26 protein-coding genes and 2 pseudogenes are annotated in these 25,128 nt (G+C 72.9%); 15 read left to right on the top strand and 13 right to left on the bottom strand.

Features of this window, described 5'->3' with window-relative positions; translation table 11 throughout:
- Positions 1 to 70: 70 nt before the first annotated feature.
- The 4 genes from OJ997_RS32555 to OJ997_RS32540 form a co-directional block, all read right to left on the bottom strand.
- Positions 71 to 766: a dihydrofolate reductase family protein gene (locus tag OJ997_RS32555; RefSeq protein ID WP_270029572.1), complete on the bottom strand. Its 696-nt coding sequence runs from the start codon at positions 764 to 766 to the stop codon at positions 71 to 73.
- Positions 767 to 828: 62 nt separating this feature from the next.
- On the bottom strand, positions 829 to 1,845 hold the full coding sequence (locus tag OJ997_RS32550) for an aldo/keto reductase (RefSeq protein ID WP_270029571.1): 1,017 nt from the start codon (positions 1,843 to 1,845) through the stop codon (positions 829 to 831).
- Positions 1,846 to 1,848: 3 nt separating this feature from the next.
- Positions 1,849 to 2,730: an aldo/keto reductase gene (locus OJ997_RS32545; RefSeq protein WP_270029570.1), complete on the bottom strand. Its 882-nt coding sequence runs from the start codon at positions 2,728 to 2,730 to the stop codon at positions 1,849 to 1,851.
- A gap of 41 nt (positions 2,731 to 2,771) precedes the next feature.
- Positions 2,772 to 3,626, bottom strand: coding sequence for a helix-turn-helix transcriptional regulator (locus tag OJ997_RS32540; protein ID WP_270029569.1), 855 nt, complete (start codon positions 3,624 to 3,626; stop codon positions 2,772 to 2,774).
- 182 nt (positions 3,627 to 3,808) lie between these two features.
- Here OJ997_RS32540 and OJ997_RS32535 point away from each other — a divergent pair.
- The 4 genes and pseudogenes from OJ997_RS32535 to OJ997_RS32520 all read left to right on the top strand — a co-directional run.
- Positions 3,809 to 4,387, top strand: a pseudogene (locus OJ997_RS32535) (zinc-binding dehydrogenase); the annotation flags it as partial.
- Positions 4,387 to 4,758: a DUF2255 family protein gene (locus OJ997_RS32530; RefSeq protein WP_270029567.1), complete on the top strand. Its 372-nt coding sequence runs from the start codon at positions 4,387 to 4,389 to the stop codon at positions 4,756 to 4,758. The pseudogene OJ997_RS32535 and the gene OJ997_RS32530, both read left to right, overlap by 1 nt.
- Positions 4,755 to 6,170 carry an MFS transporter gene (locus OJ997_RS32525; protein WP_270029566.1) on the top strand — a complete coding sequence of 472 codons (1,416 nt, stop codon included), beginning with the start codon at positions 4,755 to 4,757 and terminating at the stop codon, positions 6,168 to 6,170. Before OJ997_RS32530 ends, OJ997_RS32525 begins: the two co-directional genes overlap by 4 nt.
- The gene (locus OJ997_RS32520; RefSeq protein WP_270029565.1) at positions 6,167 to 6,922 is read left to right on the top strand and encodes a DUF4184 family protein; all 756 of its coding nucleotides are present in this window, start codon (positions 6,167 to 6,169) and stop codon (positions 6,920 to 6,922) included. Before OJ997_RS32525 ends, OJ997_RS32520 begins: the two co-directional genes overlap by 4 nt.
- On the opposite strand, the gene OJ997_RS32515 is transcribed toward OJ997_RS32520, so the two are convergent.
- Positions 6,912 to 7,688: an alpha/beta hydrolase gene (locus OJ997_RS32515; protein ID WP_270029564.1), complete on the bottom strand. Its 777-nt coding sequence runs from the start codon at positions 7,686 to 7,688 to the stop codon at positions 6,912 to 6,914. The genes OJ997_RS32520 and OJ997_RS32515 overlap by 11 nt on opposite strands.
- A gap of 23 nt (positions 7,689 to 7,711) precedes the next feature.
- Between OJ997_RS32515 and OJ997_RS32510 the strand changes: the two genes are divergently transcribed.
- Positions 7,712 to 8,467, top strand: coding sequence for a formylglycine-generating enzyme family protein (locus tag OJ997_RS32510; RefSeq protein WP_270029563.1), 756 nt, complete (start codon positions 7,712 to 7,714; stop codon positions 8,465 to 8,467).
- Here the strand turns inward: OJ997_RS32510 and OJ997_RS32505 are convergent.
- Positions 8,432 to 9,400: a putative metal-binding motif-containing protein gene (locus OJ997_RS32505; protein ID WP_270029562.1), complete on the bottom strand. Its 969-nt coding sequence runs from the start codon at positions 9,398 to 9,400 to the stop codon at positions 8,432 to 8,434. The genes OJ997_RS32510 and OJ997_RS32505 overlap by 36 nt on opposite strands.
- 55 nt (positions 9,401 to 9,455) lie before the next feature.
- Positions 9,456 to 10,346, bottom strand: a complete 891-nt coding sequence (locus OJ997_RS32500; RefSeq protein WP_270029561.1) for a LysR family transcriptional regulator — start codon at positions 10,344 to 10,346, stop codon at positions 9,456 to 9,458.
- 82 nt (positions 10,347 to 10,428) lie between these two features.
- Here OJ997_RS32500 and OJ997_RS32495 point away from each other — a divergent pair, with 82 nt between their 5' ends.
- From OJ997_RS32495 to OJ997_RS32465, 7 genes are all read left to right on the top strand, one after another.
- Positions 10,429 to 11,664: an MFS transporter gene (locus OJ997_RS32495; RefSeq protein WP_270029559.1), complete on the top strand. Its 1,236-nt coding sequence runs from the start codon at positions 10,429 to 10,431 to the stop codon at positions 11,662 to 11,664.
- A gap of 71 nt (positions 11,665 to 11,735) precedes the next feature.
- Entirely contained in the window at positions 11,736 to 13,241 is a 1,506-nt protein-coding gene (locus OJ997_RS32490; RefSeq protein WP_270029558.1) for a PP2C family protein-serine/threonine phosphatase, read from the top strand.
- Positions 13,181 to 13,549: a thioesterase family protein gene (locus tag OJ997_RS32485; protein ID WP_270029557.1), complete on the top strand. Its 369-nt coding sequence runs from the start codon at positions 13,181 to 13,183 to the stop codon at positions 13,547 to 13,549. Before OJ997_RS32490 ends, OJ997_RS32485 begins: the two co-directional genes overlap by 61 nt.
- Positions 13,546 to 14,325, top strand: a complete 780-nt coding sequence (gene proC, locus OJ997_RS32480; RefSeq protein WP_270029556.1) for a pyrroline-5-carboxylate reductase — start codon at positions 13,546 to 13,548, stop codon at positions 14,323 to 14,325. The genes OJ997_RS32485 and proC overlap by 4 nt, the downstream gene beginning before the upstream one ends.
- Before the next feature lie 16 nt (positions 14,326 to 14,341).
- On the top strand, positions 14,342 to 14,737 hold the full coding sequence (locus tag OJ997_RS32475) for a TIGR03618 family F420-dependent PPOX class oxidoreductase (RefSeq protein ID WP_270029555.1): 396 nt from the start codon (positions 14,342 to 14,344) through the stop codon (positions 14,735 to 14,737).
- 121 nt (positions 14,738 to 14,858) lie between these two features.
- The gene (locus OJ997_RS32470) at positions 14,859 to 17,645 is read left to right on the top strand and encodes an amidase (RefSeq protein WP_270029554.1); all 2,787 of its coding nucleotides are present in this window, start codon (positions 14,859 to 14,861) and stop codon (positions 17,643 to 17,645) included.
- 111 nt (positions 17,646 to 17,756) lie between these two features.
- On the top strand, positions 17,757 to 18,536 hold the full coding sequence (locus OJ997_RS32465; protein ID WP_270029553.1) for a hypothetical protein: 780 nt from the start codon (positions 17,757 to 17,759) through the stop codon (positions 18,534 to 18,536).
- Positions 18,537 to 18,558: 22 nt separating this feature from the next.
- Here OJ997_RS32465 and OJ997_RS32460 read toward each other — a convergent pair whose 3' ends face one another.
- Complete coding sequence (locus OJ997_RS32460; RefSeq protein WP_270029552.1) at positions 18,559 to 19,101, bottom strand: TetR/AcrR family transcriptional regulator; 543 nt, start codon at positions 19,099 to 19,101, stop codon at positions 18,559 to 18,561.
- A gap of 73 nt (positions 19,102 to 19,174) precedes the next feature.
- On the opposite strand from OJ997_RS32460, the gene OJ997_RS32455 reads away from it, so the two are divergent.
- Entirely contained in the window at positions 19,175 to 19,546 is a 372-nt protein-coding gene (locus OJ997_RS32455) for a DUF4267 domain-containing protein (protein WP_270029551.1), read from the top strand.
- A gap of 31 nt (positions 19,547 to 19,577) precedes the next feature.
- Here OJ997_RS32455 and OJ997_RS32450 read toward each other — a convergent pair whose 3' ends face one another.
- Both OJ997_RS32450 and OJ997_RS32445 read right to left on the bottom strand, forming a co-directional pair.
- A complete protein-coding gene (locus OJ997_RS32450; RefSeq protein WP_270029550.1) occupies positions 19,578 to 19,922 on the bottom strand; it encodes a VOC family protein in 345 nt (114 codons plus the stop codon).
- A 68-nt stretch (positions 19,923 to 19,990) separates the two neighbouring features.
- Complete coding sequence (locus OJ997_RS32445) at positions 19,991 to 21,289, bottom strand: calcium-binding protein (RefSeq protein WP_270029549.1); 1,299 nt, start codon at positions 21,287 to 21,289, stop codon at positions 19,991 to 19,993.
- A gap of 81 nt (positions 21,290 to 21,370) precedes the next feature.
- On the opposite strand from OJ997_RS32445, the gene OJ997_RS32440 reads away from it, so the two are divergent.
- Together OJ997_RS32440 and OJ997_RS32435 are read left to right on the top strand one after the other, a co-directional pair.
- Positions 21,371 to 22,531: a calcium-binding protein gene (locus tag OJ997_RS32440; RefSeq protein ID WP_270029548.1), complete on the top strand. Its 1,161-nt coding sequence runs from the start codon at positions 21,371 to 21,373 to the stop codon at positions 22,529 to 22,531.
- Between the two features lie 202 nt (positions 22,532 to 22,733).
- Positions 22,734 to 23,399: a polysaccharide deacetylase family protein gene (locus OJ997_RS32435; protein WP_270029547.1), complete on the top strand. Its 666-nt coding sequence runs from the start codon at positions 22,734 to 22,736 to the stop codon at positions 23,397 to 23,399.
- 9 nt (positions 23,400 to 23,408) lie between these two features.
- On the opposite strand, the gene OJ997_RS32430 is transcribed toward OJ997_RS32435, so the two are convergent.
- From OJ997_RS32430 to OJ997_RS32420, 3 genes and pseudogenes are all read right to left on the bottom strand, one after another.
- The gene (locus OJ997_RS32430; RefSeq protein WP_270029546.1) at positions 23,409 to 23,927 is read right to left on the bottom strand and encodes a hypothetical protein; all 519 of its coding nucleotides are present in this window, start codon (positions 23,925 to 23,927) and stop codon (positions 23,409 to 23,411) included.
- 10 nt (positions 23,928 to 23,937) lie between these two features.
- A complete protein-coding gene (locus OJ997_RS32425) occupies positions 23,938 to 24,636 on the bottom strand; it encodes a PaaI family thioesterase (protein WP_270029545.1) in 699 nt (232 codons plus the stop codon).
- A pseudogene (locus OJ997_RS32420) lies at positions 24,636 to 25,128 on the bottom strand (hypothetical protein); the annotation flags it as partial. The gene OJ997_RS32425 and the pseudogene OJ997_RS32420, both read right to left, overlap by 1 nt.

Below are 25,128 nucleotides of genomic sequence, written 5' to 3'. Positions count from 1 at the left end.
CGCCGCCCGACCGCCCTCGCCGCGCCGCGCCCTCGCCGCGCCTTGCCGCGCCCGCGCTCCCGCCGCGTGCCTACCCCTGCTCGGCGAGCTCCGGGTAGGCGCCGCCGCGGTCGTCGAGCACGAGCGGCGCGCGGCCCTCGACGCGGTAGCGGATGTGCGTCACCTCGGGCGTCGCGATCGTGCGCTCGACGACGAGCTCGATGCCCTCCTTCACGCCGAGGTTCACGTCGAGGAGCCGCTGGCCGTGGCCGAGGATGACGGGCACGATGTGCAGCTCGAGCTCGTCGAGCAGGCCGAGCTCGAGCGCCTGCTTGACGATCGTCCCGCCGCCGGCGATCGCGACGTCCTTGCCGTTCGCGGCCTCCCGCGCCTGCGCGACCGCCGACTCGAGACCGTCGGTCACGAACGTGAAGCTCGTGCCGCCCTGGCGCTCGAGCCGCTCGCGCTCGCGGTGCGTGACCACGAACACGGGGTTGCGGAACGGCGGCTCCTCGCCCCACGGGTGCTCGCCGCCCTCGAACATCCGGCGGCCCATCACGTACGCGCCGGGCCGGGCGAACGACTCCGCGATCACCTCGGAGTGCACGTCGTGCTCGCCGCCCGCGAGGTGCTGGCGGTCGCGCCAGGCCATCGACTCGGTGACCCAGCGCGTGATCCGGAAGAAGCCCGCGGCCTCCGTGCTCTTGAACCAGTCGGGCTCGTCGTCGCGGGGACCGGCGTAGCAGCCGTCGAGGGAGACGCAGAGCTGGGCGATGATCTTGGTCATGCGGGGAGATCGAAGCCGTCCCGCGCCGATCGACACCGCCCAGCCGTCCTGGCGCGTTGCCGCTACCGGCGTCGCAACGCCGGAGCGAGGATCTGCTCGCCGTAGCTGGTGTCGGCCGGGTTCAGGTTCACGCCCGGCTTGATGATCGCGTCGATCCGGTCGAGCACGTCCGCGCTCAGCGTCACGTCCGCGGCGGGGAGCTGGCTCTCGAGCTGCTCCATCGTGCGCGGGCCGATGATCGCCGACGTCACGCCGGGGTGGCGGATGACGAACGCGATCGCCAGCTCGATCATCGACACGCCGGCGTCCTCGGCGACGGCCGCGAGCTGCTCGACGGCCTCGAGCTTGCGCTGGTTCTCCGCCAGGGACATGTCGAAGCGGTCGGCCAGCCGCTTGCGGGCCGGCGAGGTCGGCGAGCTGTCGGCGGTCCAGCTCCCGGACAGCCAGCCGCCGGCGAGCGGGCTGTAGGTGAGGATGCCCATGCCGTGGCGCTGGGCCGTGGGCAGGACGTCGAGCTCGATGCTGCGCACGAGCAACGAGTACGGCGGCTGCTCGGTGCGGAAGCGCTCCAGATTGCGATCGCGCGCGGCGACCTGGGCCTCGACGATCTGCGAGCCCGAGAACGACGAGGAGCCGATGTAGCGGACCTTGCCCTGGCGGACGAGGTCGGTCAGCGCGCCGAGCGTCTCCTCGTAGTCGACCGCCGGGTCCGGGCGATGGACCTGGTAGAGGTCGATGTAGTCCGTGCCGAGCCGCCGCAGCGAGTCCTCGACCGCGGTCATGATCCACCGGCGCGAAGGCCCGCGCCGGTTGGGATCCTCACCCATCGGCATGAAGAACTTGGTCGCGAGCACGACGTCGTCGCGGCGGCCCTTCAAAGCCTTCCCGACGATCTCCTCCGACTCGCCCGCCGAGTACACGTCGGCGGTGTCGACGAAGTTGACGCCGGCGTCGAGCGCGGCGTGGATGACGCGGATCGAGTCGTCGTGGTCGGGGTTGCCCCACGCGCCGAACATCATCGTGCCGAGGCAGAGCGGGGAGACCTGAACGCCGGTGCGTCCGAGCGGGCGGTACTCCATGGCTCAGGCCTCCGGGATCGCCATGCCGAAGGTCTCGAGCGTCACGACCTCGGGCTCGGGGCCGCCGCGCTTGCCGGTCTCGAGGCCGTCGATGGCGGTCAGCTGCTCGGCGGAGAGCTCGAAGTCGAAGACGTCGAAGTTCTCGGCGATGCGCGTGGGCTTCGTGGACTTCGGGATCACCGAGCGCCCGTGCTGCAGGCCCCAGCGCAGCAGCACCTGGGCGGGGGTCTTGCCGTGCGCGGCGGCGATCTCGGTCACCACCGGATCCTCCAGCGTGCTGGAGTGGCCGCTGTCGCGATAGAAGGTGATGCCGCCGATCGGCGACCAGGCCTGCGCGAGGATGCCGTGCTGCTCACCGAACGCCTGGACGTCGGCCTGCTGGAAGTACGGGTGCTGCTCGATCTGGTTGACGGCCGGGACGACCGAGGCGTGCTCGAGCAGGCGGGTGAGGTGGTCGACCATGAAGTTGCTGACGCCGATCGCGCGGACCTTGCCGTCGGCCAGGAGCGTCTCCAGGGCGCGGTAGGCCTCGAGCGTCTTGTCGAACGCCGAGGGCAGCGCCTGGTGAAGGATCAGCAGATCGATCTGGTCGACGCCGAGCTTGGCCGCGCTCTTCTCGAACCCGTGCAGGGTCTCGTCGTAGCCGTAGTCGGAGATCCAGATCTTGGTCTCCAGGAACACCTCCGACCGATCGAGGCCGGAAGCGCGGACGGCATCGCCGACCTCGCGCTCGTTGCCGTACGCGGCGGCCGTGTCGATGTGGCGGTAGCCGTCGCGCAGCGCGGTCTCGACGGCGGCGGTGGTCTCCTCCGGCGGGCTCTGGAAGACGCCCAGGCCGAGGGCGGGCATCGTGACGCCGTTGTTGAGGGTCAGAGCAGGGGTCATGGTGTGGGAACTCCTCGTTGGTGCGATGGGGCGGAGCGCGGTCAGCGCTCAGGGGCGACGGGCGTCGCGACCCAGCTGGCGAGGAGGTTCAGCGCCTCCTCGGAGCGGCTGCCGGGCTCGGCGGTGTAGACGCTCATGGTCAGCCCGCCGTCGGCGGGCAGGTCCATGACGTCGTAGCTGAGCTCGAGCTCGCCGACGACGGGATGGCGCAGCTGCTTGACCCCCGTCTGGTGAAAGCGCACGTCGTGGGCGGCCCACCACGTGCGGAAGTCCTCGCTGCGCATGGACAGCTCGCCGACCAGGTCGGTCAGCCCGCGGTCGTACGGGTTGCGCCCCGCCTCGGACCGCAGATGCCCGACGAGGTCGCGCGCGGTGCGCTCCCAGTTGACGAAGAACTCCGTCGCCGCCGGGTCCAGGAACGTGAAGCGCGCGCTGTTGGCGGGCTGCTCGCGGCTGTCGAACACGGGCGCGTAGAGGGCCCGGCCGAGCGTGTTCGCCGCCAGGTAGTCCACGCGGCTGTTGCGGACGATCGCGGGCGACGTCATCGCGTCGAGGATGCGCTGCACCGTCGGTCGCATGGCCTGCGGCATGGGACGACGGCGCTTGGGCGTCGCCGGGTTCGCGGTGCGCGCGAGGTCGAACAGGTGCGCGCGCTCGGCGTCATCGAGCCGCAGCGCCCGGGCCAAGGCCTCGAGCACGCTGTCCGACACGCCGCTGAGGTTCCCGCGCTCGAGCCGCTTGTAGTAGTCGATGCTCACGCCGGCGAGCGTCGCCACCTCTTCCCGGCGCAGCCCGGCGACGCGCCGCTTGCCGGTGACCGGCAACCCGGCCTGCTCCGGCGTGACGTTCGCGCGCCGTGAGGCCAGGAACTCCGCGATGTCGTTCGTCCTGTCCACGTTCTCCACACTAGGCCCGTCGCCAACCAGAAGGGGTGCCCTGGTGTTACCCCTTTCGCAGAACCCTTTTGCACCGCCCACCCGCGCGCTTGAGTGGTTCTCATGCGTGCAGCGATCTTCAACGAGCCCCGCTCGATCACCACCGGCGACCGCCCGGACCCGTCCATCGTCGAGCCCACGCCACCGGCCACCACGCGGCCGTCTGCGCGGCGGTGACCCCCGGGAGCACGGTCGCGGTCGTGGGTGACGGCGCGGTCGGCCTGTCCGCCGTGCTCGCCGCCAAGCGCCTCGGCGCCGGCCGGATCATCGCCATGTCGCGCCACGCGGACCGCCAGGTCGTGGCGCGCGAGTTCGGCGCCACCGACATCGTCGCCGCGCGCGGCGAGGAGGCGATCGAGCAGGTGAAGGCGCTGACCGACGGCGTCGGCGTGGACGCGACGATGGAGTGCGTCGGCACCGACCAGTCGATGGCGACCGCGATCGGCATCGCGCGCGCCGGCTCGATAGTCGGCTACGTCGGCGTCCCGCACGGCGTCGAGCTGCCGATCTCGCAGATGTTCTTCCACAACGTCGGTGTGCGCGGCGGTGGCGCGCCCGCCCGCGTCTACATCCCCGAGCTGCTCGGCGACGTGCTCGAGGGCCGGATCAACCCCGGCCGCGTGCTCGACTACGAGACCGACCTCGAAGGCATCGCCGACGCCTACGCGGCGATGGACGAGCGCCGCGCGATCAAGTCGCTCGTGCGCGTGGGGACGATCTGATGAGCGCCTGGGACGAGGACGAGCTGCGGCGCGTCGCCGCGCCGCAGGAGCTCGAGATCGCGCCCGTGCGGCGCAACGGCGAGCTGCGCACGCCGACGACCATCTGGGCGGTCCGCGCCGACGACGACCTGTACGTGCGCGCGGCCTACGGGCCGAGCACGGGCTGGCACCGCGTCGCGCGCGCCAGTGGTGAGGGCCACGTGAGCGCCGGCGGCGTCGACAAGGACGTCCGCTTCGAGGACGCCGACCCGTCCGTCTACGCGGCCGTCGACGCCGCGTACCGCGCCAAGTACGGCCAGTACGCGAGCATCGTCGACGGCATCACCAACGAGCAGGCGCGCGCGACCACGCTGCGGCTGACGCCCCGATGACCCGGCGCCCGCACGCCGTGCTGGCGATCATCCTCGTCAGCTACCTGATGATCGTGCTGGACATCTCGATCGTCATCACCGGGCTGCCCGAGATCCGCCGGGACCTCGGGTTCTCGGCCGCCGGGCTGTCCTGGGTCCAGAACGCCTATCTGCTGGCGTTCGGCGGCCTGCTGCTGCTCGGCGCCCGCGCGGGTGACCTGCTCGGTCGGCGACGCATGTTCGTCGTCGGGCTGGTGCTGTTCACCGTCGCGTCGCTGCTCGTCGGCGTGGCGCAGTCCGAGGCGTGGCTGATCGCCGCCCGCGCGCTGCAGGGCGCCGGCGCCGCCATCCTCACGCCCTCCACCCTCGCGCTGCTGCAGACCAGCTTCGCCCCCGGCCCCGAGCGCACGCGGGCGATCTCCTACTACGCCGCGGTCGCGGGCGTCGGCGCGACGCTCGGGCTCGTCCTCGGCGGGATGTTCGCGGGCTGGCTGTCGTGGCGGGTCGGGTTCATCGTCAACGTGCCGATCGGCATCGCCCTCACCGTCGCGGCGCCGCGGGTGCTGCCGGAGACCGAACGCCGGACCGGCCGTCTCGACATCCCCGGCGCGCTCAGCTCGGCGGTCGCGATGGTCGCGCTCGTGTTCGGCTTCGTCCACTCCGCCGAAGCCGGCTGGAGCGACCCGCTGACGATCGCGGCGCTCGCGGTCGGCGTGGTCCTGCTCGCGGTGTTCGTGGCGGCCGAGCGGCGCGCGGCGCAACCAGTCATGCCGCTCCGGCTCTTCGCCAGCCGCGAGCGCACCGGCGCCTACGCGGCGCGGCTGCTCTTCCTCGGCGCGATGGCGCCGTTCTGGTTCTTCACCACCCAGTTCCTGCAGGAGGTCGGCGGCTACTCGCCCGTCGAGGCCGGCATCGCCTTCCTGCCGACCACCCTCGTCAACTTCGCGTCCGCGATGGCGGTGCCGAAGCTCACGCGACGCTACGGCAACGCGCGCGTCCTCGCCGCCGGCCTCGCGCTCGGCGTGGTCGGCATGGCCTGGCTCGGCCGGCTGTCGGCGGACACCGCCTACCTCACCGGCGTCGCGCTCCCGATGGTGCTGATCGGCATCGGCCAGGGCGGTGTGCTCGGCCCGCTCACCTCCGCCGGGCTCAGCGGCGTCGACCCCGCCGACGCCGGCGCCGCTTCCGGCGTGACCAACGTCGCCCACCAGCTCGGCGGCTCGCTCGGCCTCGGCGTGCTCGTCGCCGTCTTCGCGGCGGCCGACTCCACCGCGCCCGACGCCGCGACCGTGCTCGCCCATCGCATCGCCACGGCGCTCACCGGCGGCGCGGTGCTGCTCACGCTCGCGCTCCTCGTCGTGCTCGCGCGGCTGGTCCGCGTCCCCCGCGCACGTCACGGGCGTTTAGGCTTGGCGGCATCCCGTTTACGTTGAGCCATGCCGCCGCGGTGCTGCCGTTCGTGCGCACCGGGCTGGTGCCGTCCGCGCTGGTGATCGGCAGCATGGTCCCGGACGCGCCGTACTTCGTGCCGACAGGGATCTCGTCCGCGAGCACGCACGCGGCGGCAGGGATCGTCAGCGTCGACGTCGTGCTGGGGCTGCTCGTCTTCCTCGTCTGGCACCAGTGGCTCGCGCCCGCGGCGGTGGCGCTCGCGCCGCACGCCGTGCGTGATCGACTCGCGCCGGAGCTGCCGGTGCCGCTGCGGCGTCACCTCGGCAGCGTGAAGGCCGTGCTGCTCGTGCTGGTGTCGCTCGCGCTCGGCGCGGCCACGCACGTGCTGTGGGACGCGTTCGCGCACGACGGCCGCTGGGGCACCGACCACATCGCGTGGCTGCGTGCGGAGCACGGTCCGCTGCGCGGGTACACGTGGGTGCAGTACGCCGGCGGTGCGCTCGGCCTCGCGGCGCTGTTCCTCTACCTCGCGTCCTGGTGGATGCGCACGCCACCGCGCCCCGGCCGACAGCGCGTGCCGGCGCTCGGGCGACGCGCGGCGATCACGGGCGCGGCGGTCATCGCCGCGTGCTTCCTCGTGGGGGCGGCCGCGGGTCTAGCGGTGGAGGCCAGGGACAGCACGCTGTGGCGAGCCGCGTTCCGCTCGGTCACGTGGGGAGGCGGCGCGGCGGTCGGCGGCGCGCTGCTCGTCGCCGCCGGCCTCACCCCGCGCCTGCGCAGCGCTACGCCGTGACGCGCTCGGCGAACTCGGCCACGCGGGCGATCGTCGCGTCCTGGTCGGTCTCGTTGAACACCTCGTGGCGCGCGCCGTCGATCACGACCACTGCGCTGTCCGGGCCCGCCAGGCGTTCCACGACGGGCTGAGCGAGCACCACCGGCACGAGCTGGTCGTCGCCGCCGTGCACGTAGAGCAGCGGGAGTGCGCCGAAGTCCGGGCCGGCGGCGATCGCCGCGTCGGCCGCGATGAACGCCCGCAGCGTCGGCACCTTCCAGCCGCCGTGGTAGACGAGCGGGTCGGCGGCGTACGCCTCCCCCACGGCCGGGTCGCGTGAGAGCACGGCGCCGTCGATCGGGTCCGACGGCGGATCGGCGAGCCAGCCCTCGAGCACCGGCGCGAGCCCGATGGCGGGGCCGCTCAGCACGAGGCCCGCGAGCTCCGAGCCGTACCGCTGCGCGTAGCGCGTCGCGATCAGCCCGCCCATCGAGTGGCCGACCATCACGACGGGCAGCGAGCCGCGCGCGTCCTCGACCACCGCGTGCAGGTCGTCGACGACCGTCTCGAAGTCCTCGACCAGCGCCGGCTCGCCGGCCGAGCGCCCGTGCCCGACGTGGTCCGGGCCGACCACCGACGCGCCGCGCGCGTTCAGCGCCGCCGCGACGTGCTCGTAGCGCCCGATGTGCTCCCCGTAGCCGTGCACGAGCACCACCAGCCGCGCGGCGTCCGCCACCGGCCACGAGCGCACGACGACGCGGCCGACCTGCCTGCTCTCCTCGCTCATGGCGCGATCCTACGCTGGGTGGGATGGTCCAGCTCCCGGGCGGCACGTTCCTGATGGGCAGCGAAGCGCCCTACGCCTGGCCCGAGGACGGCGAGGGTCCGGTGCGCGAGGTCACGGTCGAGCCGTTCGCCATCTCGCCCACCGCCGTGACCAACGCGGAGTTCGCCGCCTTCATCGCGGACACGGCGCACGTCACCGAGGCCGAGCGCTACGGCTGGTCGTTCGTGTTCCACCTCTACCTGAACGACACGACCGGCTACCAGCGCGCGCTCGCCGCTCCGTGGTGGGTCGCCGTCACCCACGCCACGTGGGAGCACCCCGAGGGCCCGGACTCGACCTACGAGGGCCGCGAGGACCACCCGGTCGTGCACGTCGCCCACACCGACGCGCTCGCCTACTGCGCGTGGTCACACACACGCCTCCCCACCGAAGCCGAGTGGGAGTACGCCGCGCGCGGCGGGCTCACCCAGCAGCGCTATCCGTGGGGCGACGAGCTGACGACGCCGTGGCCGTGCAACATCTGGCAGGGCACGTTCCCCGACCACGACACGGGCGAGGACGGGTACCGCGGCACCGCCCCGGCGACCGCGTACGAGCCCAACGCGTACGGCCTGCACAACATGGTCGGCAACGTGTGGGAGTGGACGGCGGAGCCCGTCACGCGCGGCGGCTCCTACCTGTGCCACGACTCCTACTGCAACCGCTACCGGACCAGCGCCCGCAACCTGCTCCACCCCGCCAGCTCAACCGGCAACGTGGGCTTTCGCGTCGCGCGCTGAGACCGTCGGCGTCTTCCCCGCTCGGATCGTGAACCGCAGGGCCTTGCCGACCGTCCCCGGCGCCGTGATCCGCAGCGTCAGCCGCGCGCCCGGCCGCAGCTTGGCCCGCTTGACCCGCGCGAGCAGGTCGAGCGACGTCTTGCCCTTGGGCACGGACAGCGTGCGCGACGTGAACGGGCAGCCCTTGCCCGAGCAGCGCAGCTCGACGGTCGCGTTGGCCGGCAGCTCGCGCACCCGCAGCCGGTTCACGCGCGACCACGCCCTGCGCGCGTTGAAGCCGTAGCTGACCGGCGACAGGATGCGAGGCTTGGCCGCGTCCGCGCCGCTGCAGTCCTGGTCGATCCCGTCGGCCGGCACGTCGACCGCGCCGGGCCGGATCGCCGCGTCGGCGTCGTTGCAGTCGACGGTGCTCGCCACGCCGTCGCCGTCTCCGTCCACGAACGCCGGAGCGGGACCCACGATCGGCGTGACCGTGCCCGTCGGCGGCGACGGTGTCTCGTTCGCCGGCACCGCCCGGAACTTCGCGCGCAGCTCGAAGTAGTGCTCGCCCTGGGTGCTGCCCTGGACGACGTGGAGCTCGCACGTCGGCGTCGCCGGGTTGGCGCAGTAGTGGGCGTACTGGCGCGACTCGGGCGGCGCGGTGAGCGTCCAGCTGACGAACTCGTAGCCCGCCGCGGGGGTCGCGGTCACGGCCAGCACGGCCGGCGCGGACCCGAACCAGACCGAACCGCACACCTTGCTGTCCTCGCCCGCGGTCGCGCACGCGAGCGGCCCGTAGGCGGACGGCGCGCGCCCGCCGGTCTGCTCCGCGCTGCCGCGGCCCTCGATGGCGAGGCTGAAGTAGTTCCCGTCCTGGTCGGCGAGCGCCGGCGGCGCCCAGCCGAGCACGAGCGCCAGGGCCCCCGCGAGCCCCACCCTGCGAGCGATCGACATGGAACCTGAGGATCGCGCGGGCTCCGCGACCTGTGAACGCGCGATCACACGATGATCACAAGTCGCGCACCTGCTGCCTGGCGAGCTCGAGCAGCGCCGTCGCCGCTGCGCCCAGCCGCCGGTCGGCCGGCTCGGCGATGAACGTCTCGAAGATCGGCGCGTGGTGGCGGACCGGCACGAGCGCGACGCCCTCCTGGCCGCGCAGGAACGACGGCGCGAGGAACGCGGCGGCGACCCCGTGGCGGACGAAGTCGATGATCGTGCGCGTGTCGTTGACCTCGAGCGCGACCCGGCGCTCCAGCCCCGCGGCGGCGAACGCGCGGTCGGCCGCGACCCGCGTGCCCCACTTGGGCGGCCCGTCGACGAACGTCTCCTCGGCGAGCGTCGCCAGCTCCACGTCCGCCCGCCCGGCCAGCCGGTGCCCCGCGTGGACGCCGAGCGCCATCACCTCGCGCCGGAGCGGCGTGAGCTCCAGGCCCGCGGCGCGGCGCCCGGACACCGCCAGCAGGGCGAAGTCGAGCTCGCCGCCGCGGACCCCTTCGACCATCTCGGCCGAGAAGCCCTGCCGCACGTGGAACTCCACCTCCGGGTGCTCGGCGCGGAACGTCGCGAGGAGCCGGGCGAGGCTGAACCCCGACAGCGCGTCGGCCTGCATCGTGCCGACGCGGACGGTGCCGCGCAGCCCGCCGCGGACGAGCTCCACCGCCTCCTGGGCCGCGCGGGCGGCGGCGAGCGTCGCGCGGGCCTCGGGCAGCAGCGCGCGGCCGGCATCCGTCAACGTGACCCGGTGCGTCGAGCGGTCGAACAGCTCCGCGGCCAGCTCGCGCTCCAACGTCCGCACGCCCGCGGAGACCGCCGACTGGACGACGTGCAGGCGCGCGGAGGCGCGCGTGAAGCTCCCTTCCTCCGCGACGGCGACGAACGTGGCGAGGTGACGGAGCTCCATGAGGATGGTTATCGCAGATCGCGATAACCGCTAGCAAGAATGTGCGTTGAACGCGATGGTTGCACAGGTCACCATGTCGTGCATGACCTTGTTCCCGCACACGTCGCAAGCCGCGCCGCGCCGGCACGGCCTCGGACTGTGGGCGGTCGCGTTCGCCTTCCTCACCGTCCTCGCCTTCTCGACGGTGCCCACGCCCCTGTACGCGATCTACCAGGCCCGCGACGGCTTCTCGACCTTCGTGATCACGGTGATCTTCGCCGCCTACGCGGTCGGCGTGATCCTCGCGTTGTTCTTCGCCGGCCACCTGTCGGACCAGCTCGGCCGCCGCCGGGCGCTCGTCCCGGCCCTGCTGCTGGCCGTCGTCAGCGCCGTCGTCTTCCTCGTCAGCCGCGACCTCGTCGGCCTGCTCATCGGCCGCGTCCTCAGCGGCCTGTCGGTCGGCATCGTCACCGCGACCGCCACCGCCTACCTCGCCGAGCTGCACCTGGGTGAGCGGCCGGGCGCCTCGCCGCGGCGCGCGCAGGTGCTCGCCACCAGCGCCAACCTCGGCGGTCTCGGGCTCGGCCCGATCGCCGCGGGCATGCTGGCCGAGTGGGTCGGCGCGCCGCTCACCGTCTCCTATGCGATCTTCGGCGGCCTGCTCGTCGTGGCCATCGTGCTCGTCGCCCTCGCCCCTGAGACCGTGACCCGCCCGGCCACCCGGCCGCCGTACCGCCCGCAGCGCGTCGCGGTCCCCGCCCACGCGCGCGGCACGTTCTTCGCGGCCGCCGCCGCGGCCTTCGTCTCCTTCGCCGCCTTCGGCCTGTTCACGTCGCTCGCGCCCTCGTTCATGGCCGGCACGCTCGGCCATCACTCACACGCGCTGGCCGGCGTGCCCGCGGTGACCGGGTTCGGCGCCGCGATCGTCGCCCAGATCGCGGCGGGTTCGTGGGACGTGCGCCGACTCGCCGGCACCGGCACCGCCGCGCTGTCGGCCGGGCTCGCCCTGCTCGTCACCGCGCTGTGGGCACCGAGCCTCGCCCTGTTCCTGATCGGCGGCGTGATCACCGGCGCCGGCGCCGGGCTGCTGTTCAAGGGCGGGATCGTCCGCGCGTCCGTGCTCGCCGCCGCGTCCGAGAACCGCGCCGAGGTGCTCGCCGGCTTCTTCCTCGCCGGCTACCTCGGGCTGTCGGTGCCCGTCCTCGGCCTCGGCATCGCGACGCAGTTCGTCGAGCCCAAGGTCGCGCTGCTCGCCTTCGCCGCCCTGCTGCTCACGGGTGCGATCGCCTCGTCCTGGCCGCGACACGCCGCCCGCGCCGTCGCGCCCCAGGCCGCCTGAACCTGTCTCGAGCGCGCGCGAACCTGACATTCGCGCAGGTTCGCGCGCTGACCGGTCGATCACGTTCGCATATGCCGTACGGAGGGGGACGTGCCCTAGACCGCTCAACCTCCTTCTGGCTCGCGCTGTGCGGCGTCTGGCTGGTCGCCGTCGTCGGCGCCGACACCCTGCTCGACCGGCCGGACGAGCCGCCGGTCGTGCTGGTCGGGCTGCTCGTCGGCGCGCCGCTGCTGGCCAGCATCCGGCTCAACGCCCGTCGGACCGCACTCGTCGCCCTGATCGCGATCGTCACCGCGAACGTGCTGTGGCGGGCGAACGGCATGCCGATCGGGACGGACTCGACCGCGCGGTTCGCGGCGCTCGTGTGCGGCTGCGCGTTCGGCATCCTCGCCGCGCGCCGGCGTGAGCAGCTCCAGGCGCTGTCCGAGGAGCTCCGGCTCAACGCCGCCCGCGCCGAGTTCCTGGCCGAGGCCACGACGCTGCTCGTCTCCTCGCTCGACTACCGCGCGACGCTCGCGCAGGTCGCCCGCGCGGCGGTCCCCGCGCTCGTCGACCGCTGCGTCATCGACCTCGCCGGCGACGCGCGCGTGGCCGACCTGGGTGCCGGCGCGGCCGCCTCGGCGATCACCGTGCCGATCGTCTGGCAGGAGCGCGAGATCGGCACGATCGGCTTCTCCACCCGACCCGGGTCCCGGCGGCTGACCGAGGACGACCACACGGTCGCGGTCGACCTCGCCGCGCGCGCTGCCCGCGCGATCGAGCACGCCCGCATCAACGCGGAGCGCGACCACATCGCGCGCACGCTGCAGGCCTCGCTGCTCCCGCCCGCACTCCCCCAGGCGCCCGGGCTCGAGCTCGCCGCGCGCTACCGGCCCGCCCGCGGCGGCGCCGACGTCGGCGGCGACTTCTACGACTGCTTCCCGCTCGGCGACGGCGAGTGGGTCGCGCTCGTCGGGGACGTGCAGGGCAAGGGCGTCGAGGCCGCCACCGTCACCAGCCTGATCCACCACAGCCTGCGCACGATCGCGATGCAGGAGCACTCGCCGGCGGGCATGCTCGCGCGCCTGAACGAGGTCGTGCTCCGCCGCCGCGAGGGCTGCCACAACCGCTTCTGCACGCTCGCCCTGGTGAAGCTGCGGGAGCGGCCGGACGGCGCGCTCGACGCGTGCGTCGCGCTCGGCGGCCACCCGCAGCCGCTCGTGCGCCGGGCGAACGGCGCCGTCGATCCGGTCGGCATCCACGGCACCCTGATCGGCGCGATCCCGGACGTCCACCTGCACGACGTCGACTTCGTGCTCGCGCCCGGCGAGACGCTGCTGCTGTTCTCCGACGGCGTGACCGAGGCGCGCGGCGACGAGGGCATGCTCGGCGAGGCCGGGCTCGCCGCCCTGCTGGCGGGCGTCGGCGGCGGCACCGCCGAGCAGACGTGCGAGTTCGTCGACCTCGCCGTCCGGTCGTATCCACCCGGTGACGATGTGGCGCTGCTGGCGGTGCGGGCGCGGGTAGAGTCAGCCGCATGGCGTTCAAAGCAGGCACCGAGCGGACCGAGGAGTTCCGCGTCGAAGGCGAGCTCCTGACCGACGTCGACGGCACCTTGCCGATGCCCGTGCTCTCGACGCCGGGGATGATCACGATGATGGAGTGGGCGGCGGCCAACCTGGTCCGCGACGACCTTCCGCACGGCCACGCGACCGTCGGTTTCGAGGTCAACGTCCGGCACGTCGGCGGCGCGCTCGAGGGCGCGGAGTGCACGGCGACGGTGCGGCTGCGCGAGGTCATCGACGGGCGCAAGCTGCGCTTCGACGTCGAGGTCAAAGAGGGCGCGCGCACGATCGGCGTCGGCACGCACGAGCGGCGGCTCATCTCCGTGGCGCCCGAGGTATGAGCGTCCGTCTGCTGCTGGTCGGCGGGGGCCGCATGGGCGAGGCGCTGCTCGGCGGGATGCTCGCCGCGGGCCGCCCGCCCGAGGAGCTCGCGGTCGCCGAGGTGTACGCGCCGACCCGCGCGCGGCTCGCCGAGCAGTACCCGGGCGTGCGGATCGTCGAGGCGCCGATCGCCGCCGAGGGCGTGGTGCTCGCGACCAAGCCGGACGGGATCGCGGACGCCGCCGAGGCGTGCGTGGCGGCGGGCGCGCAGCGGCTCCTGTCCGTCGCCGCCGGCGTCACCACGGACGCGATCGGCACGGCCGTGCCTGTCGTGCGCGCGATGCCCAACACGCCCGCGCTCGTCGGCGCGGGCGTGACCGCGATCGCCGCCGGCTCCAGCGCCACCGAGGCGGACCTGGACTGGGCCGAGGACGTGCTGAAGGCCGTCGGCGTCGTCGTACGCGTGAAGGAGTCCCAGCTCGACGCCGTCACCGGCGTGTCCGGCTCCGGCCCGGCCTACGTGTTCCTCGTCGCCGAGGCGCTGTCGGACGCGGGCGTGCTGGCCGGACTCCCCCGCGAGCTCGCGAACACACTCGCGTTCCAGACGCTGCTCGGCTCGTCCCAGCTGCTCGTCCAGAGCGGCGACGGCCCGGCCGAGCTGCGGGCCGCGGTCACCTCGCCGGGCGGCACGACGGCGGCGGGTACGCGTGAGCTCGAGCGCGGCGGCGTCCGATCGGCGTTCCTGGAGGCGGTCATGGCCGCGACGGAGCGCTCTAAGGAACTCGGCCGCGCCTGATATCTACAGCGCGCATATGGCCGAACTGACCGATGCGGGCGTGAGCGAGCTGCTCGCCAAGCCCAACCACGCCGTGCTCTCGACGATCAACAAGGACGGCTCTGTGCACAGCGCCGTCGTGTGGGTCAACGTCGAGGAGGACAAGGTCGCCTTCAACGGCGCGCTCGGGCGCGTGTGGCCGGCGAACATCGACCGCGACGCGCGCGTGACCCTGGTCGTCATCAACCAGGAGAACCCGTACGAGTACGCCGAGTTCAAGGGCACCGCGACCGCGGTCGACGGCGGCGACGGCCACATCGACCGGCTCGCGCAGAAGTACATCAACCAGGACAAGTACCCGTGGCGCGCGGAGGGCGAGGTGCGCCAGAAGTTCTCGGTCGCGACCGAGCGCGTCCGCTACGCGAAGGCGTAGCCCGACTGACACATCGGCGTCTCAGCTCCGACAGGCGGTCCACTCATTTCGGACCGCCTGGCGGTTAGCGTCCGGCCCCGCCGCCTCGGCGGCTGTCGGGTCAACCTCCCTCGGAGCTCACTTGCGCAGAATCTCTCTCGCGTCCGCAGCGGCATGCGCGCTGCTGGCCGCGTCCTCGTCCACTGCGTGGGCATGGACGACCGTGACCAACACGAACGGGGACACGTGGAACGTCAATGACGCCGCGGACCCGGGCATGGACACCGGCTCGATCCACAACACCGGCACGAACTCGCTGCAGGGCTACGGCGGCCTGCGCGTCAAGGTCCCGGGCAGCCCGCGCATGAACGGCGTGCTGCTGCGCGGCTTCGACCTGACGGCCGACAGCCCGACGCAGTTCACGAGCAAGAAGGCCGTCGCGCTCGGCGGCGTCTTGATCAAGCGCTCGATCGCGTTCAACACGTCCGAGGCCTACGCGCGCTACCTGGACACGTTCACCAACACGACGGGCGCGCCGCTCACGATCGAGGTCGCCTTCGGCGGCCAGCTCGGCTACAACACCGGCACCAACCAGAGCGCGATCGCCGCGACGTCGTCCGGTGACACGACTTTGACGACGGCCGACAAGTGGACCGTCAGCTTCTCCCCGAACGCGGCCGGCACCGCCACGGTCAACGGCACCAGCGCGACCGTCCCCGGCACGTTCGACCGCACCGGCAACTTCCTGCGTGACCCGTTCACGTACGCGCACGCGACGAGCGGCGACCACGCCAACCACCTCGGCTACGTGAACACGCTCACGCTCCCGGCGGGCGCGACGAAGGCGCTCGTGCGCTACGTCGTCACCGGTCTGTCGGAGACGCGCGCGCCCGCGGGCGGCGGCTCCACGCCCGCCGCCGGCTCACAGGTCGCCGCCGTCACCGCGAAGGCGACGGCGCTCGCCGCCGCTCCGCCGTTGGGCGACCTCGCCCCGGCCGAGGCGTGCGCGATCGTCAACGTCGAGATCTCGGCCGTCACTTGCGGCGCCGCCCCCGCCTACGCGGTCGGCCCGATCGCCGGCGACAAGGCGATCGGCGCGACCACCTCGTCCCCCTACAACGTGGTCGGCAAGACGATCACGCAGCTCGTCGCCGACCTGAAGTCCGGCGTCACGACGTCCGAGCAGATCACGCAGGCCTACCTGGACCGGATCGCGGCGTACGACCGCGGCCCGTTCGGCCTGAACTCGGTCATCACGCTCGCGCCGACCGCGCTGGCGCAGGCGAAGGCCGCCGACGTGGCGCGCAAGGCCGGCGACACGCGCCCGCTGCTCGGCATCCCGATCCTCGCGAAGGACATCATCTCCACGAAGGACATGCCCACCACGGGCGGCTCGCGCGTGTTCGAGGGCTTCCAGTCCACGACCGACGCGTGGCAGGTCATCAAGGTGCGCGAGGCCGGCGCGATCGTGCTCGGCAAGGCCAACCTGGCCGAGTTCGCGACCGACGGGCACTTCTCGCCGAGCGCCTACGGCCAGGTCTGGAACGCGTACAACCCGTCGATCAGCCCGATCGGCTCGTCCGGCGGCTCGGCGACCGCGGTCGCTTCGTCGTTCGCGGCTGCCGCGTTCGGCACGCAGACCGGCGACTCGCTGTGGGGTCCGTCCTCGGCCGTCTCGCTGGTGTCGCTGCGCGGCACGGACGGCATGCAGTCGAGCGGCGGCACGATGCCGTTGACCTACATCCAGGACTACGTCGGCTGGATCTCGCAGTCGCTCGGTGACCTGGCGCTGCTGCTCAACGCGACCGCGATCGCCAACCCGGCCGACCCGCTCGACGACGTCTCCGACGGCCACCGTCCCGCCGACTGGACCACCGGCCTGGACGCGGGTGCGCTCCAGGGCAAGGTCATCGGCGTGCCGGCGACCGCGTTCGACGACCCGTTCGGCACGCAGGGCACCGAGGACGCCATGCGCGAGTCCTTCAAGCACTTCGTCGCGGCCGGCGCCACGGTGAAGGAGATCCCGGATCCGCCCGCGGGCCCGTCGAGCCCCGCCGGCGACCGCGGCTACGAGGGCTGGCGTCAGTGGCTGCTCGAGCACCCGAACGCGCCGTACACCCTGGCGGAGCAGATCATGCGCTCGCCGCTGCGGCTACCGCAGTTCCGCAACACGACCCCGTACACGGGCACCGGCGCGATGACGGTCGAGCAGACCAAGGCCTTCGAGGCCCAGCGCGCCGAGTACCGCGCACGGCTCGCGACCTGGATGGACACCAACGGCGTCGACGCCGTCGTGTTCCCGGGCCAGCTGTCGGACATCCACCTCAACGACTCGATCCAGCCGAGCTTCGGCCGTCGCGACCCCCAGGGCTCCGCGGCGGGCGTGCCGAACGTGATCTTCCCCGCGGGTGTGAACGACCACGGCCAGCCGATCAACCTGCAGCTCCAGGGCAAGGCGTTCGACGACCTGAAGCTGATGGGCTTCGCCTACGCGTTCGAGGCCAAGGCCGCGGGTCGCGTGGCGCCGCCGACGTCGGTGACCCCGGTCCTGCCGTTCGCGACGACGGCCGGCGGCACCGTGGGCGGGACGGTTCCGGCCACGCTGTCGCTGTCGCTGGGCGCGCCGGCCACGTTCGGCGCCTTCACGCCGGGTGTGGAGAAGGACTACGCGGCGACCTCGAAGGCGACCGTCATCTCCACCGCGGGCGACGCGGCGCTGACGGTGAGTGAGCCGGGCCATCTGGCCAACGGCTCGTTCACGCTGGCCGAGCCGCTGCGCGTCTCGTTCTCTAAGGCGAGCTGGACGGCGCCGGTGTCCAACGACATCGTCGACATCACGTTCAACCAGCTGATCAAGCGCACCGATCCGCTGCGTACGGGGACGTACAGCAAGACGCTGACGTTCACGTTGTCCACGACGACGCCGTAGATCCGTGACGTTGTGGGTGCGGCCGAGCGCATCGGCCGCACCCGCTGCGATGCTGCGATCGAGACCCACGTCCGTGGTTGACGCGCCCCGGCGCGGGTAGTGCCGAGAGCGATGATCCGCCTTTTCTCGCTCGTCACGCTCGCCGCCCTGTGCGCGCTTCCCGCCTCCGCGGCCGCCAACCCGTCCTTCACGGTCCAGCAGGTGACCGAAGACGCGTCGGTGGACCTTCCGTCGAAGGTCACGCATCAGCTGGCGATCACCGCCGGGGCAACGGCCGAGACGGTCAGCATCCGCACGGACGGCAAGCCGACGATCTCTGGCGCGACGGTCGACGAGCAGACCACCGCCGAGCCTTCTTTCGCCCCCTGCGACGGCCGCTGGACTCGCGTGCATGACGCGCTTGGCGGGGCCTCCAGCACCGACACGCGGATCACCGTAGCCCCGGGCGCCACCGCCTCGGTCCAGACGGCGCGCGCGTTCACGCAGGCGCCGTGGGCCTCGGAGACGCTCGACGCCACATGGACGATCACCCCCGCCCAGGGCATGCCGTTCAAGCTCACGTCGACCGCGCCCGACTACCGCGGGGCGCTGGGCGTCGAGCTCGACTTCAGCGTGGCGCTCGTCGCCGAGAAGGTCCTCACCGTCACGGGCACCGCCGGGACCGACGTGAGCTCCGGGAAGGTGCAGCTCTGGGGCTACGCGCCGAGAGCCAAGCGCGCGACCCGGTTGGCCGTGACGCGCGTGCGCGACGGAGCCTGGAGCATCCGGTCCCTGCGGTTGCCGAAGGCCGGCGTGTGGGAGTTCTACGCGCGCTATCGCACCGCGACCAAGGCGTACGCCAACGACGCTTCGGCGTGCGGCACGAAGATCGGCGTGGCCGAGATGCGCTAGCCGGCGCGAGGGCGGGCGGTCATCACAGACCTTCGGCTCGCGTGAGCATGGCGTGGGTCAGCTCGAGGCGCGCCTGCGCCAGGTCGGCGCGCAGACGCCCGCCGTGCTGCAGGGTGGCCAGGCCGTGGAGCGCTGACCAGGCCACCTCGGCGCGGGTGCCGTCCTTGTCGGGGAACGCCTCCCGCAGGGCCGCAAAGGCCCGCCGGAGCTCGCCGGGCGTGCCGTCGCTCGCGAACGGCAGTCCCGAGGGCATGGAGAACATCGCCTCGTAGAGCCGGGGATGGGCCGTCGCGAAGCGCAGGTAGGCCTGCATGCGTTCCATCGGGACGACCTCGACCGCCTCGAGCGCCACCGCGAGCTCCTCGAAGCCGGACAGCGCCACCGCATCGACGACGTCCTGACGGCCGGCGAAAACGGTGTACAGCACGGGCTGCGTCGCCCCCAGCGCACCGGCCAGGCGCCGCATCGTCACCGCGGGCCACCCGTCGGACTCGGCGATCTCCCGCGCGGCGAGGACGACGGACAGCCGTCTCAGCGCAAGATCGGGCGATGCCTTCGGCGACATGACCCAGCACGATACCTAGTGTTGATATATAACGACGTTAGGCAACGAAACCGAACGTATCGGAGCTTGGAAGATGCACACCCCCGCCCTCGTCGTCGCCGTGCTCGGCTGCGTCGCCATCATCGTCCTCGGCGCGCGCTTCCTGCTCGCACCGCGGGTGGCGATGAGCAGCTTCGGGATCGCCGCCGACAGCCCTCGAGCCGGCAACGCTCTCACCGCGATCAAGGGCGTGCGCGACATCGCCTCCGGCGTCGTCCTGCTCGTCGTCTGGGCCGCCGCCGGCACCACACCGCTCGGATGGGCGCTCGTCGCCGCATCCGTCACCCCCATCTCCGACGCGGTGATCGTGCGCACCAACGGCGGCACGCTCGCCCACGCCCTCGGCGTCCACGGCCTTACCGCCGCCGTGCTGATCGCCGCCGGCCTCGTCCTCGCGCTCGGCTGAAGGGCCGCCGTGCTGTGCGTGACGCGGCGTCTCAGGTGAGCTGGAAGACGGAGATGATGTTGTCGTCCGGGTCACAGAACCAGGCGATGCGGAGGTCGTCCATGTCGGCGATGCCGTGCTCGTCGGTCTTCTGGGGGCCATCGTCGAAGGTCACGAGTTCGACGCCGCGGTCGCGCAGCTCGGCCGTGATCGCCGGGAGGTCGGTGGCTTGGAGGCTGGCGATCGGCCACGCGGCCTGGCCGGGGTAGTCCGTGCTGGGCAGCAAGTAGAGCGCGGTCCCGCCTCCGCACTGGATTCGGTACCCGCCGGGGGCCGGCTCGCCGGCGAAGCCCAGCGTGGTCTCGTAGAACTCGCGAGCGCGATCTAAGTCGGACACCGGGATTACCGGGCCGACAGGAAGCTGTGCGATGGTCATGGAGCTCAGACCGCCGCCTGGCGCTGAACTCATCGGCGTGGCGCGTCGAGGATGAAGCCACCGGCGGGGTGGCCACCGGAGCGGGGGCGGCACCTCTGCGCCCAGCGGAACGTGAGGCGCAAGGGCACGTGCCGTGCGCTCGGGGGCAGGGGGACCGTGGCGCGGTGGACCTTGCCGTCGGGGGTGCGAAGGCTCTTCGTCGCGACCGTCCGGGTGCCGTGCTTGACGGTGAGGTTCGTCCGGCAGGGCGGGAAGATGTTGGTGTCGTCCCATTGCAGGGAGAAGCGCAGCGAGCTTCCCCTGCGCAGATGCGTGAGGTCGAAGAGGTCCACGAACACGCGCTCGCAGTCGGGACGCACGACCATCAGAGGACCTGGACGGGTCAACCGGTCCGTCCCGTCCCCGCAGTCGTTGACGCCGCGGGTGCCGCCCGGATCGAGAACGTCGGCGCCGTCGCCGCCGAGCAGCCGGTCGCGCCCGGGGCCGCCTTCGAGCTGGTCGGCGCCCGCTCCGCCGTCGACGCGGTCGTCGCCCGATTCGCCGTCCAGGCGGTCGGCTCCGCCGCGGCCGAGAAGCACATCGTCACCGGCGCCACCTTCGAGCCAGTTGACGCCCGCGGTGCCGCTCAGGCGATCGTCACCCGCGCCGCCCGTCGCGTTCTCGACGTTCACGACGACGTCGCCGCCGTCGCGACCGGGGTCGGTCAGGTCGACGGTCACCGGCATCGACGTGCCGGTGTAGACGACCCGGTCGAAGGTGCCCTCGCCGCCGTCGATGACGTCCGGCTCGAGCTTCGCCCCGCCGTCGCCGTTGAGCCTGTCGTCGCCCGCGCCGCCCTGCAGCCGGTCGCGGCCGGCCCCGCCGGTGAGCCTGCCGCTCCCGCGGAGGACGTCGTCGCCCGGCCCGCCGTCGAAGGCGCTGTCGATCTCGGGCGACAAGGAGCCCTCCAGCGCGTCGTCCCCGGCCCCGCCCGACACCGTCGCACGCCCCACGGAGATCAGCACGTGGTCATCGCCACCGGCGACGTCCACCTGGGCGTCGACGGGCGAATGGGGATAGACGCACCGCGCGCTCCCGTCGACCTGCGCCGTGCATCCCGCCCCGGCGCGAACGCCGGCGGTGTCAGCGACGATCACGGCGCCGTTGCCACCGTCGGTGAGGCGCAGGTCGTTGGCCTCGGCGCCGGAACGGACGTGCAGCTGCGAGGTGCTGAAGTCGATGCCGCGGTCGCTGACGAGCTCCGTGGAACGAACCTCCACCGTCGTCTCGGCCTGCGCGGGCGCGACGAAGACCGTCAGCCACACCAGGGTCGCAATCCGAATGCTCACGACAACCACAACGGTCCACGGCGCTCGAAGTTTCCCGCGGCGTTCCCGGAACTCTCGCTGGTCGCACCCGTTCCGGGGAGCATGAGGAACGCCTGCCTGCTCGCCGCGATCACGGTGCTCGTCGTGGTCGAACCGTCCTTCGGCGCGGTGGCGGCCGAGGAGTCACGGTGCGTCGGGTCGTTCTGCAACACGGTCGTGACCTATCGGGGTGAGCCGGGCGAGCACAACGTGCTCTCGATCCGACCGACCGAGAAGCCGACGGAGATGGTGCTCTCCGACACCGGGGCGACGATCCGCGGGTGTCCGGCGTTCGAAGGCGGGGTCCGCTGCCAGAACCTCTCCGGCGTGGTCTACGCGTGGCTCGGCGACGGCGACGACCAGGCCTCGCGGCTCAACGAGGTCTGGGGCGGCGCCGGCAACGACCGGCTCGCGTCGGCGTCCCGCGCGAGCGGCGGCCCGGGTGACGACGTGGTCACCAACGTCCGGATGATCCACGACGACGACGGCGAGGCTCCGGGCCACGACGTCTACGTCGGCGCCGCTCCGCCCGTCGACAGCGTGTCGAGCGACACGCGCGCCGAGCTGCACTACGACAAGCGAGCGGTGCCGGTGCAGCTGGACCTGCGTCCCGGGCAGTCGACGGAGGACCAGGTGTCCGGCATCCCGAAGATCTACGGCACCAAGGGCGCGGACACGTTCACCGGCGACGACGGCCCCAACGAGCTCTACGGCCTTGGCGGTCGGGACGTGGTGCGCGGGCTCGGCGGCGACGACGTCCTGGTCGGCGACACGCTCGACGGCGGCGCCGGCGACGACACGCTGAGCGGCGGATCGCACGGCGGTCGCATTCGCTGCGGTGCCGGACGTGACGTTGTCACTGCCGGCCCGCGCGCGTGGGTGGCCGCGGACTGCGAGTCCCTGCGGCTCGCCGACGAGGATGGCGTCGGGCCCCGTGTGACCCTCCGGCTCTCGATGGCGCGGGCGACGTCGTCGTTCGTCACCGGCATCGAGCCGTGCCGGTGCGGCGCGACGGACCGTTGGACCGTCAGGATCGGCAAGACCGTGGTCGCGTCGCTGAGCCCTTCCCGGCGCCATTCGACGCTGCGCCTGAACGCCGCCGGGCAGCGGTTGCTGCGCCGCTCCGGCCGTGTGCGGGCGGACGTCCAGATCCGCGTCGGCCGGCCGGCTGTGCGTCACCGCTTCACGCTCGACCTGGATCTCCGGCCGACAAGCGAACGTTGATGTCGACGGCGTTCGTCATGCTCCACGCATCGCCGCGCTGACTCAGCTCCTACGCAGTCGATGGGTCTGGGCGGCGCTGGCCGCGCTCGGACTGGTGGGGTGCGGCGGCTCGCCCCAACCACGGCCCGCTCCGCCACGGCCGACCGCGTCTTCGACCCCGGCGCCGCGCACCGACCTCGCCGCCGTCGCGGCGCGCGCGGACGTGCCGGTGCTCTGCTACCACCAGATCCGCAACCCGACGCGCGCCGACGACGCGACCGCGCGGACCTACATCGTGCGACCGTCCGTGTTCGCGAAGCAGATGGCGGCGCTGGAGGACGCGGGCTACACCGCGATCACCGGCGACCAGCTCGTCGAGCACATGCTGCGCGGCGCGAAGCTCCCCCGCAAGCCGGTGCTGCTGACCTTCGACGACGCGTCCGCCGGCCAGTACACGCACGCGCTGCCGGTCCTGCGGCGCCATCGGTTCACGGCGACGTTCTTCGTCATGACCGTCGTGCTCGGCAAGCCGGGCTGGCTCACGCGCGGGCAGGTGCGAGCGCTCGACCGTGCGGGAATGACCATCGGCGCCCACACGTGGGACCACAAGGCCGTCCCCGAGTACACCGGCGCGGACTGGCAGACCCAGGTCGACGAGCCGATCCGCGAGCTCCAGCGGCTGGTCGGGCATCGCGTCCGCCTGTTCGCGTATCCCTTCGGGCTCTACGACCGCAAGGCGATCCCCCACCTGCTGCGCGCCGGCTCACGCGCGGCGTTCCAGCTCGCCGACCGGCTCGATCGCCGGCATCCGCTGTGGACGATCCGCCGGATCATCGTGCCCGAGCTCTCCGGCAAGCAGCTGCTCAGCGAGATGCGCAAGGACTTCTGAGGCGCGTCGTCACATCGGCCACGACGGGACCGATGTCGACGCCGTCGTGGTGAGGAGCGGCCGCGCGTCCGTCATCCGCCGGTGAAGCAGCGCGTTGGCGATGCGGCTGCCCTCGGGGATGTAGCGCGCGAGCTCGCCGTAGAGCGGCTTCAGGCGCAGATTGGTCGCGTCGAGGCGCATCTGGGTGCCGTCGCGCATCGTGAGCCAGAGCTGGCGACCGGAGTTGGGGCCGAAGTTCGTCAGCAGCGCGGTGCTCAGCTCGTCCATCCGGATCGGCTTGCGGTAGCCGAACACGTGCCGCGCGTAGATGGTCGGACCGTCGACCCAGACGCGCGAGTAGGCGATCGAGCTGAGCCCGAACAGCGCGAGCAGCGTGAACGGAATGCCGATGATCAGCGAGCCGCTGAAGCCGCCGAAGTACAGGACAGCGACGCCGATCAGCAGCAGGTACAGCCAGATCGGCACCGCGAGGACCCGCCCGCGTCCGACGAGCTGCGCGTTCGGTCCGGGCCTTCTCGTCTCCGTCACGCGGAGACGGTTACCCGCGCAGCGAGATCCAAAGCGCTTCGGCGGTCGCCACGCGGCGGCCGTCGGCGTCGGTGAGGACGGCCCCGCCGCGGTGCTTGCGGCCCTCGCTCGCGATGCGCCACGCGGTGATCACGTAGTCGCGGCCCGGCTCGACGTCCGCGTGCAGCGTGGCCGTCATCGTGGCGAGGACGGTGCGGCTGCCCGGCGGCATGCACGCGAAGCCGGTCGGGCAGTCGAGGGCCGCCCACACGAACCGCGGGTCGACGACGCCGCTCGTGGCGAGGTCGTCGGCGGGCTGCCACACGCAGGCGAGCACGCCGTGGCCGTTGACGGGTCCGGGGAAGATGCGCAGGCCGTCGTGGCGGAGCGGGCCGCACACGAAGCACGTTGGGAACGGATGCCGTTGCGGATCGAGGCCGGCGTACGCGGCGGCGGCGATCGTCGCCTCGCGGACGGTCGGCGCATCGGGCGCGATCGCGGCCGGCTGTGCCACGGAGCCGGCCGCGATCATCTCCTCGCCATGGAGCAGGTGCACGACGCCGTCGCCGTCACGCGTGCGGAGCAGGGGGACGTCCAGCGGCGGCGGCGCGGACAGCCGGACGGACGCGCTCGCCCCGATCGTCTCGGCGACGACGCCGCACACGTAGCCGCCGTTGCCCGAGCCCGGCGGCCCGTTGAACCGCGCTGGGATGGTGACCGCGTCGACCATCACGGGGCGCTCAGGGTGGCGGCCTGCGCCGCCGTGCCGACGACCTCGACGAGCTCGGCCAACCGGGCCTCGGACTCCTCGGGCGGAAGGATCAGCTGGAGCCGGTCGGCGCCCGCCGCGTGCCACGCCGCGATCAGCTCGGGCGCTTCGTCGTAGGTGCCGAACAGCGTCAGCTCGTGCGCGAGCGCCTCCGCGGCCACGGGCAGGTCACGTGCGCGCACCCGGTCCGCGGCACGCAGCGACTCGATCGCGATGCTCGACGCGAACGGCCGCAGCCGGCGGGGCTCGCGCGTCGCGTACATGCGCAGCCACCACGCCGCGCACCGCCGCGCGGTGACCATGTTCGGCCCGAGGGCGACGGGCACGACGGGCGCGACGCGCGCGAGTGGCGGCGGCAGGATCGGGCGCGGCGCCGCCGGCGGGGCGACCGGGCGACGTCCGCCGCACAGCAGGGCGCGCCCCTCGGCCAGGCGGGAGCGCGGCCAGGGCGTC

The sequence above is a fragment of the Solirubrobacter phytolaccae genome, from assembly GCF_027587195.1.
GTDB classification, from domain to species: Bacteria; Actinomycetota; Thermoleophilia; order Solirubrobacterales; family Solirubrobacteraceae; genus Solirubrobacter; species Solirubrobacter phytolaccae.
The sequence above is the reverse complement of the archived record's forward strand: the minus strand, read 5'-3'. Positions and strand labels throughout refer to the sequence as shown.

What these genes read in the sequence shown, in the direction of transcription:
- OJ997_RS32555 (WP_270029572.1), bottom strand. Translation starts at nt 766, where the DNA reads ATGACCAAGATCATCGCCCAGCTCTGCGTCTCCCTCGACGGCTGCTAC.
- OJ997_RS32550 (WP_270029571.1), bottom strand. Translation starts at nt 1,845, where the DNA reads ATGGAGTACCGCCCGCTCGGACGCACCGGCGTTCAGGTCTCCCCGCTC.
- OJ997_RS32545 (WP_270029570.1), bottom strand. Translation starts at nt 2,730, where the DNA reads ATGACCCCTGCTCTGACCCTCAACAACGGCGTCACGATGCCCGCCCTC.
- OJ997_RS32530 (WP_270029567.1), top strand. Translation starts at nt 4,387, where the DNA reads ATGAGCGCCTGGGACGAGGACGAGCTGCGGCGCGTCGCCGCGCCGCAG.
- OJ997_RS32525 (WP_270029566.1), top strand. Translation starts at nt 4,755, where the DNA reads ATGACCCGGCGCCCGCACGCCGTGCTGGCGATCATCCTCGTCAGCTAC.
- OJ997_RS32515 (WP_270029564.1), bottom strand. Translation starts at nt 7,688, where the DNA reads ATGAGCGAGGAGAGCAGGCAGGTCGGCCGCGTCGTCGTGCGCTCGTGG.
- OJ997_RS32510 (WP_270029563.1), top strand. Translation starts at nt 7,712, where the DNA reads ATGGTCCAGCTCCCGGGCGGCACGTTCCTGATGGGCAGCGAAGCGCCC.
- OJ997_RS32505 (WP_270029562.1), bottom strand. Translation starts at nt 9,400, where the DNA reads ATGTCGATCGCTCGCAGGGTGGGGCTCGCGGGGGCCCTGGCGCTCGTG.
- OJ997_RS32500 (WP_270029561.1), bottom strand. Translation starts at nt 10,346, where the DNA reads ATGGAGCTCCGTCACCTCGCCACGTTCGTCGCCGTCGCGGAGGAAGGG.
- OJ997_RS32495 (WP_270029559.1), top strand. Translation starts at nt 10,429, where the DNA reads ATGACCTTGTTCCCGCACACGTCGCAAGCCGCGCCGCGCCGGCACGGC.
- OJ997_RS32490 (WP_270029558.1), top strand. Translation starts at nt 11,736, where the DNA reads ATGCCGTACGGAGGGGGACGTGCCCTAGACCGCTCAACCTCCTTCTGG.
- OJ997_RS32485 (WP_270029557.1), top strand. Translation starts at nt 13,181, where the DNA reads ATGGCGTTCAAAGCAGGCACCGAGCGGACCGAGGAGTTCCGCGTCGAA.
- proC (WP_270029556.1), top strand. Translation starts at nt 13,546, where the DNA reads ATGAGCGTCCGTCTGCTGCTGGTCGGCGGGGGCCGCATGGGCGAGGCG.
- OJ997_RS32475 (WP_270029555.1), top strand. Translation starts at nt 14,342, where the DNA reads ATGGCCGAACTGACCGATGCGGGCGTGAGCGAGCTGCTCGCCAAGCCC.
- OJ997_RS32465 (WP_270029553.1), top strand. Translation starts at nt 17,757, where the DNA reads ATGATCCGCCTTTTCTCGCTCGTCACGCTCGCCGCCCTGTGCGCGCTT.
- OJ997_RS32460 (WP_270029552.1), bottom strand. Translation starts at nt 19,101, where the DNA reads ATGTCGCCGAAGGCATCGCCCGATCTTGCGCTGAGACGGCTGTCCGTC.
- OJ997_RS32455 (WP_270029551.1), top strand. Translation starts at nt 19,175, where the DNA reads ATGCACACCCCCGCCCTCGTCGTCGCCGTGCTCGGCTGCGTCGCCATC.
- OJ997_RS32440 (WP_270029548.1), top strand. Translation starts at nt 21,371, where the DNA reads ATGAGGAACGCCTGCCTGCTCGCCGCGATCACGGTGCTCGTCGTGGTC.
- OJ997_RS32425 (WP_270029545.1), bottom strand. Translation starts at nt 24,636, where the DNA reads ATGGTCGACGCGGTCACCATCCCAGCGCGGTTCAACGGGCCGCCGGGC.